This is a genomic window from Streptomyces himastatinicus ATCC 53653 (genome assembly GCF_000158915.1).
Classification (GTDB): domain Bacteria; phylum Actinomycetota; class Actinomycetes; order Streptomycetales; family Streptomycetaceae; genus Streptomyces; species Streptomyces himastatinicus.
The window spans coordinates 6612708-6619444 of the sequence record NZ_GG657754.1; the positions used below are offsets into that span (position 1 = coordinate 6612708).

General features: G+C 75.0%; 6 protein-coding genes, 1 tRNA gene and 1 pseudogene. 3 read left to right on the forward strand and 5 right to left on the reverse strand.

The genetic code is table 11. From position 1 onward, the window contains the following. The first annotated feature begins 20 nt into the window (after positions 1-20). Genes SSOG_RS54960 through SSOG_RS28245 form a run of 3 tightly spaced genes read left to right on the forward strand, consistent with a single transcriptional unit; the run spans position 21 to position 2968 of the window. Positions 21-1643: an SDR family NAD(P)-dependent oxidoreductase gene (locus tag SSOG_RS54960; protein WP_208867380.1), complete on the forward strand. Its 1623-nt coding sequence runs from the start codon at positions 21-23 to the stop codon at positions 1641-1643. A gap of 12 nt (positions 1644-1655) precedes the next feature. Beyond that, positions 1656-2684: a glycosyltransferase family protein gene (locus tag SSOG_RS28240; RefSeq protein ID WP_009717670.1), complete on the forward strand. Its 1029-nt coding sequence runs from the start codon at positions 1656-1658 to the stop codon at positions 2682-2684. Continuing rightward, the gene (locus SSOG_RS28245; protein WP_342634342.1) at positions 2621-2968 is read left to right on the forward strand and encodes a nucleotide disphospho-sugar-binding domain-containing protein; all 348 of its coding nucleotides are present in this window, start codon (positions 2621-2623) and stop codon (positions 2966-2968) included. The genes SSOG_RS28240 and SSOG_RS28245 overlap by 64 nt, the downstream gene beginning before the upstream one ends. 18 nt (positions 2969-2986) lie before the next feature. Here the strand turns inward: SSOG_RS28245 and SSOG_RS28250 are convergent. The 5 genes and pseudogenes from SSOG_RS28250 to SSOG_RS28270 all read right to left on the reverse strand — a co-directional run. Next, a tRNA-Lys gene (locus SSOG_RS28250) sits at positions 2987-3060 on the reverse strand. A gap of 67 nt (positions 3061-3127) precedes the next feature. Continuing rightward, positions 3128-3775, reverse strand: coding sequence for a bifunctional DNA primase/polymerase (locus tag SSOG_RS28255; RefSeq protein WP_009717672.1), 648 nt, complete (start codon positions 3773-3775; stop codon positions 3128-3130). Between the two features lie 160 nt (positions 3776-3935). Beyond that, complete coding sequence (locus tag SSOG_RS28260; RefSeq protein WP_009717673.1) at positions 3936-4301, reverse strand: hypothetical protein; 366 nt, start codon at positions 4299-4301, stop codon at positions 3936-3938. A 177-nt stretch (positions 4302-4478) separates the two neighbouring features. Next, positions 4479-5846 (reverse strand): AAA family ATPase, encoded by a 1368-nt coding sequence (locus SSOG_RS28265; protein ID WP_009717674.1) that lies wholly within the window; start codon positions 5844-5846, stop codon positions 4479-4481. Next, positions 5843-6737: pseudogene (locus SSOG_RS28270) on the reverse strand (hypothetical protein); the annotation flags it as partial. The pseudogene SSOG_RS28270 and the gene SSOG_RS28265, both read right to left, overlap by 4 nt.

The window sequence follows — 6737 nt, forward strand, 5'->3', positions numbered from 1 at the left end:
GGGGGCCGATGGTGCCGAGGGTGTCAGATGCAGCGGGGCTGTCCGTCGTGGTGCTCGGCGGCACCGGCGCCCTGGGCGGTGCGGTCCAGCGCGCGTTCGAGGCCGCGGGCGCCCGGGTGCTGGTGATCTCCCGCCGGGAGCCGGAGCCCGGTGAGGCCGTCTCCTGGGCCGGGCTGGATCTGACCAGCGCCCCGTCCGGGCAGCTCGCCGCCCTCCTCGCCGGGGCCGCCGCCGACGTCGTGGTGAACGCGGCCGGGCTCACCCGCGGCGGCACCGAGGAGCAGTTGGCCGCTGCCAACGCCGGGCTGGTGCGCACCCTGGTGGAGGCCGCCGCTGCGCTGCCGTACCGGCCGCGGCTGGTGCAGCTGGGCACCGTCGACGAGTACGGCCCGGTGTGCCGCGGCGTCGGCATCACCGAGGATCTGCCGCCCGCACCGGTCAGCGCGTACGGCCGCACCAAGCTGCTCGGCGCGCAAGCCCTGCTGGGCGCCACCCGGTCCGGTGCGGTGGACGGCACGGTGCTGCGGATCGCCCATGTCTTCGGCCCCGGCGCGCCCCGCACCGACCTCCTGGGCACCGCGGCCCGTCATCTGGCCTCCCACTGCCCCGGTCCGCTGCGGCTGGAACCGCTGGAGGGGCGCTGGGACTTCGTGGACGTCAGGGATGTCGCCGCCGCGGCCCTCGCGGCGGCGACGGCGCCCCGGGCGAGCGGACAGGTCGTCAACATCGGCTGTGGTCAGGCGCTGAGCGTGCGCCGGCTGGTGGAGCGCATGATCGTGCTCAGCGGGCTCGGCGTGCCGCTGGTGGAGGAGCCGGGCGCCGGCGGTCATCCCGCGGGCCCCGCCTGGCAGCGGGTGGACATCTCCCGGGCCCGGCTGCTGCTCGGCTGGCGGCCGCGGTTCGGCACGGTCCGGTCGCTGCGCGACCAGCTGGCCAAAGCCGGGGCGCCGAACCGCGCGATGGTGGCGCGCCCAAGATGGACCTCGGGCCTGGACGGGCGCACGGCCCTGGTCACCGGGGCCACCGGCCTCGTCGGCGAGCCGCCGCCCGCGCCTTCTCGGCAAAAGAATACGGATGGGCTGGCTTTCAGGAACCCCGGGAGGCCGGTAAAGGAGATTAGCGGGGATCTGGAGGGCCCGACGGATACCAAGTCTTCCGATGGCAGCCGAATTGGAAGATTCCACGCGCCGCTCTGGGTCGTGGCCGCCGTCGAGGAGCGCTGGGGCGCGCTCGACGTCCTGGTGGCGAACGCATGGCGGCGGGGCGCGCGATGCGATCCGCGCGCCCGTTTCGAGGACATCCCCGAGGGTGACTGGCTGCCGGTCGTCGCGGACAGCCTCGCCCCGGTGATCCGTACGGTGCAGCGCGCCGTCGTCGGGATGCGAGAGCGCGGCTGGGGCCGGATCGCGCTGGTGTCCTCGCGCCGGGTGCCCGATGAGTTCCACGGCGCGGCCGAGGCCGGGCTGCACGGCCTGGCCCGCGGCCTCAGCGGGCAGGTGGCGGCGGACGGCGTGCTGGTCAACGCGGTGTGCCCGGAGGACGCGCCCTCCGGGGCCCGGGCCGTCGCGCAGACGCTGCTGTTCCTGTGCTCGGAGGCCAACACCCATCTCACCGGCCACACCCTCACGCTCACAGGCGGCTGACCGGGAGGGATCGTGCGCGTCCTGTTCACGACCTGGGCCCCGGGCGGGCATCTGGTCGCGCTGGTGCCGCTCGCCCGGGCCTTCCTCGCGGCGGGCCACCAGGTGCGGGTCGCGGTCCCGGGCGGCTGCGCGGCGGCGGTCGCCCGGGCCGGGCTGATGCCGGTGCCCGCCGGGGTGCTGCCCCGCGCGCTCGGCCTGCCACCGGCCGTGGCGCGCCGCTCGCGCGGCATCTGGCCCGCGGACTGGCCGGTGCGGCCCGGGGTGCTCGGCCCGGAGCAGCACGGGGTGCTGCGCGCCCTCGGCGACCGGCGGGTGGCCATCGCCGAGGCGATGGCCCAGGGGCTGGTGGCCTACGCCCGCTGCTGGCAGCCGGAGCTGGTGGTGCACGACGCGAGTACGTACGCGGGCACGGTGGCCGCGGCGGCGCTGGGCGTGCCCGCGGTCGGCCAGCTGTGGGGGAGTGCGGCGCTGCTGCGCCTCGACCGGCAGCGGCTGGACGGCCCGCCGCTGCCCGGCTATGCGCGCCTGATGCGGCGTTACGGGGCGGATCCGGCCCGCGAACCGGAGCTGTGGCTCGACCCGTGCCCGCCGAGCCTGGCGCTGCCGTCGCCGGAGCGGCGGCTTCCGGTGCGGTTCGTCCCGTACGACTCCCCGTACGAGTCCCCATATGAGTCGCCGTACGAGGCCCCGTATGAGAGGCGCTACGAGTATTGCCGTACGCGTCGCCGCGCGGGGCGTACGAGGGGGCGTACGACGCGTCGGGCGAGCCCTCGTACGACTCGGTGCGCCATGGGCCGGGCCTCGCGCCCACCCGGATCTGTGCCGCGTGGGAGGACCCGGCGGGCCCGCCCGAAGCCGTACGGGCGGCGTTGCGGGCGGCCGAGGCGCGCGGGGTGGAGGTCGTCCGGCTGGGCACCGCAGCGGAGGGGCTGCCGCCCGCCGGACCGCTGCACCGGGTGCTGCCGGGCTGCCGCGCGGTGCTCCACCAGGGCGGAGGGTCCGCCGTCCTGGCCGCGGCCGTGGCCGGGGTGCCGCAGCTGATCGTCGCGCCCCGCCCCGAGCAGCAGCTCAACGGCGCGCGGGTGGCCCTCACGGGCGCTGGGGCGTACACCCCCGCCGCCCTCCTCGACGGTGCGCCGCGCACCGCCCGGGCGGCCGGTGCCCAGCTGGCCCGGGACCTCTTCGCCCTGCTGGAGCAGCCCTCGTACGTGGTCGCGGCCCGTGCGCTGCGGGAGGAGGCCCGGTCGATGCCCGGCCCGGAGGCGGCGGTCGTGCGGCTGACGGCCCGCCCCGAGGACACACGAAAGGCCCCTCACCGATGGTGAGAGGCCTTCGCATGTCGGTGCGCCGCCAGGGACTCGAACCCCGGACCCGCTGATTAAGAGTCAGCTGCTCTAACCAACTGAGCTAGCGGCGCCTGCTGACGTAGGAGACCTTAGCACCCGGGTCAGGCGAAGTGAAAATCGATATCTTTCGGGCCGCCCTCAGCCCGGAAACAGGGCGGGTGCGCTGGTCACGGCCCTGTCGTCGGCGTCCGTGTCATAGGTGTCCGTACCCTCCGCGTCCGTATCGGCGGCGGTACGGAGCGTGCGGGCCGCCCGCACACAGGCCCACAGCAGCACCTCGGGCCCGGGCAGCCAGGGGCTGCGGACATCGGGCGCGACGAGCCAGCGGGGCGAGGGCGGATCGTACGAGGCGATCTCCGCCGGGGGCTCGGGATCCGCCGGGCCGGGGTCCAGGGGGTACAGGGGCGGCACGGTCACCGTGTCCCCCCAGCCGTAGCAGAGCAGCGGTGGGGCCGCGCCGCCCCACTCCTCCCAGCCGAGCAGCGCGGGCAGCCGCTGGGCGGCGCCCGGGGTGGCGAACAGCAGGACCCGGCCGCCCTGGGCGGCCACCGGACCCGTGCCGGGGCCATCGGTCCATAACCGGCTGACCACCCGGCGCCCGAAGAGCGCGTCCATGCTGACGACGTCGAATGCGGTGCCGCACGGCAGCGGGACCGAGGTCGCCGGATGCTGTGCCCAGAGCGCGTGGACGCCGCGGGGGGACCGGCTGGCGGAGGCGAGCCAGTCCGCGCCGGCCGGGGTGACGTAGGCGGCGGTGTGAAGTGAGTCCCGAGGCGTTCTGCTCATGTTTCTACAATTACCGTCGGTGGAGGAGGTGTCGGGGGATGCGGCAAAACCGGGACATGGCGCGGGGCGATGGGGTACCTTCCACCCGCATATGCCCCCGGCGCATGATCACGGCAGGACGCCACGCGTTCGTGCGGGTTTCTCCTACGGAGTACGCCCATCAGTCCGGTAGCTCGCCGCTTTGTATCAGTTCGCGACCGAACTCGATCATCTTTTTGGCGTAGTCCTCGGTCCACTCCGCCCGCTCGGCGATGACGGCGGGGGTCAGCCGGTCGAACCGCCTCGGGTCGGCGAGCTGCGCGGCCGCCATCGCCTGGAACTCCATGGCCCGGTCCGTCGCCGCGCGGAACGCGAGCACCAGCTCGGTCGAGCGGCTGAGCAGTTCGCGTGGATCCTCGATCGATTCCAGGTCGAAGAAGTGCGCCTCGTCCTTGACGGCGGCGGCCGGTTCGAAGAGCAGCGCGGCCGGTTTCATTCGCCGTGGCGCGGCGCCGTGCTGGCCTTGAGCCGCATCCGGCTCGGGCATGTGATCTCTCCTCCTGGGTCGTGAGACACGAGCGGTTCGCGGTGCGTCCTTCTCCCATTGTCGCGCGGGAGGCAAGACCGCCGCCCCCACCAGGGGTGTCTCCCCACCGGCCCCACCTCCGAACCCAGCGCCGGGGCCCGGCCCCCGGTCCGCGGACGGGCGGAGGCCGGGATCTCCTCAGGGCCGCCAGGAGACGCGGTGTTCGGCCAAGTGCGACAGGACGGCGTGATTCGCCTCCCACCCGTCCGGGAACTTCACCGTCACCCCCAGCTGCACCGGCTCCGTCGACGGATGCTCGTCCAGCAGCTCCGCCACCCCGGCCCGGCACACCACCACACACGCGTGCCGGTGCCGGGACGCCAGCACGCACAACCGGCCCGTCTCCAGGTGGAAGGCCGTCGCGTCCGGGCGGCCGGACAGCGGGTGCAGCACCACCGTCAGATCGAACTCACGTCCCTGGAGGCGGTTCGCCGTATCGACGGTGACGCCCGACACCCCCAGCCCCGCCAGCGCCGTCCGCACGGCCGCCGCCTGGTCGCGGTGCGCGGTGCCGACGGCGATCCGGTCGGCGGTCAGCGGCACCGGTTCGTCGGCGCGCTCGCTGACCGCCGCGCCGCCCCGGTCCAGCGTCCGCCGGACCACCTGGGCCACGGCCGCCACCGCCTCCGGGTCGGTGCGCGGCGTACGGCGGGCCGGAAGCTCCAGCAGCCCCCACCCCGCGACGGCGGCCTCGTCCAGCACCCGGTCCGGTCCGGAACCGTCCGAGGGCACCCCGAAGCTCAGCCGCCGGTCACCGTGGCCGGTGCCGCTGCGGAAGGGCGTGTACGGATAGAACGCGTCCGAGACCAGCGGCGCGGCCGACGCGGGCAGCCGCCAGGACACCGGCAGCCGGTGCTGCGGAAGCCGCGGATTGTGGGCCAGGAGCGTGGTCACCGCGCTCGCCGACGGGTCGTACGAGAGCCCCGCCCACTGATCGGCGCCCACCACGCTGAACGGGTCGAGCTGCCCGGGGTCGCCGACGAACAGTGCCCGCTCGAAGAGCCCCGCGACGGCCAGCAGCGCGTCCGAGCGCATCTGGTACGCCTCGTCCACGATCGCGTGGCTCCACGGCTCGACGTTCTTCACGTGCGCCCATTTCGCGGCGGTGGACACCACGATGCCCAGCCCGGCCAGATCGGCGACCTTCGCCGAGCAGCGCACCGCCGGATGGCCGTCGAGCACCGGGTCGTACGGATGCGGATCGCTGCTGTGCAGCCGGCCGACCGGAAGGTCCGGATCCGCCGTGGCGAGCCGGTCCACCAGGTCGTCCACCTGTGCGTTCGTCTGCGCGACCACCATCAGCGGCCGCCCCGCGGCGGCCAGCTCCCGGGCCGCCCGGACGACCAGCGTCGACTTGCCCGCGCCGGGCGGGGAGTCCACGACGACACCGCGGTGGGTGCCGTGCAGCGTGTCGTGCAGGATCGCGTCGGTCGCGCGCGCGGCCGCGGCCGACGGGTCGAACGGCTCGCCCCTCCCCGCACGGGCCGCCCGGTCCGTGGCGATCACAGATAATCCTCCTCGGTCACGGGGTCGGGAGCCTGTTCGGGAGCGGCGGCGTCCGGCGGGCCGCCGTGGGTCCACGGCGTGCTCTCGGGGTCGGGCAGATCGGGGCCGCCGCGCGGGGCGTGCTCGAACAGCGTCCAGCACACCCGGTCGCCCGGCTCGGGGCACCGAACCCGGCTCCGGCTCCTTCCCCCGGCCCATTCCACCGGTCAGCCGGACGACGAACGCGACGGAGGCCCTTCCGGGCTCCCCGGCCTCCACAGGCTCGGCGGATTCCTCGGGCTCCCCGGAATCCTCAGGCTCCTCGGGCTCCCCGACGAACTCCGCCGTCTGCGTCCGGCCGTCGTCCATCACCCGGTACAACTTGGCCCGCTCGGCCAGATGCGGACGGTCCTCGGTGCGCACCGTGACCAAGGGCCTGGGCCGTGGCACCTTCGCCTCCGACCAGGCCATCTCCACCTCGGTGACCTCGCCCGCGAACGCCTCCCCGGATAGCCGCCGCCCCGCCATGACCAGCGGATCGTCCAGCGCCTCCTGCGCGTCCAGCTGGGCCTGCGCCGTCTCCCGCGCCGCGAGCTTCTGCGCCGCCGTCACCGCGTCGTCCCGCTTCGGCTGGGGCGGCTCACCGGCCCGGACGCGGTCCCGGTGGGCCGTGTACGACCAGCGGTCCCGCTTCCAGCGGTCCACCACCCGCGCCCCCTCCGGCAGGTCGCGCAGCAGGTCCACACCCCGCCACAGCGCGTCCCAGGTGGGCCGCAGCTGGGACGCGATCAGCTCGCGCAGCTCCGTCTCGGCCACCCGCAGCCGTGCCTCACCGTCCGCCACGCCGCCAGTCACCTCGGAGCGCGCCGCGTCGTACCGGGACATCGCCGGGGTCAGCAGCTTGTTGTCCAA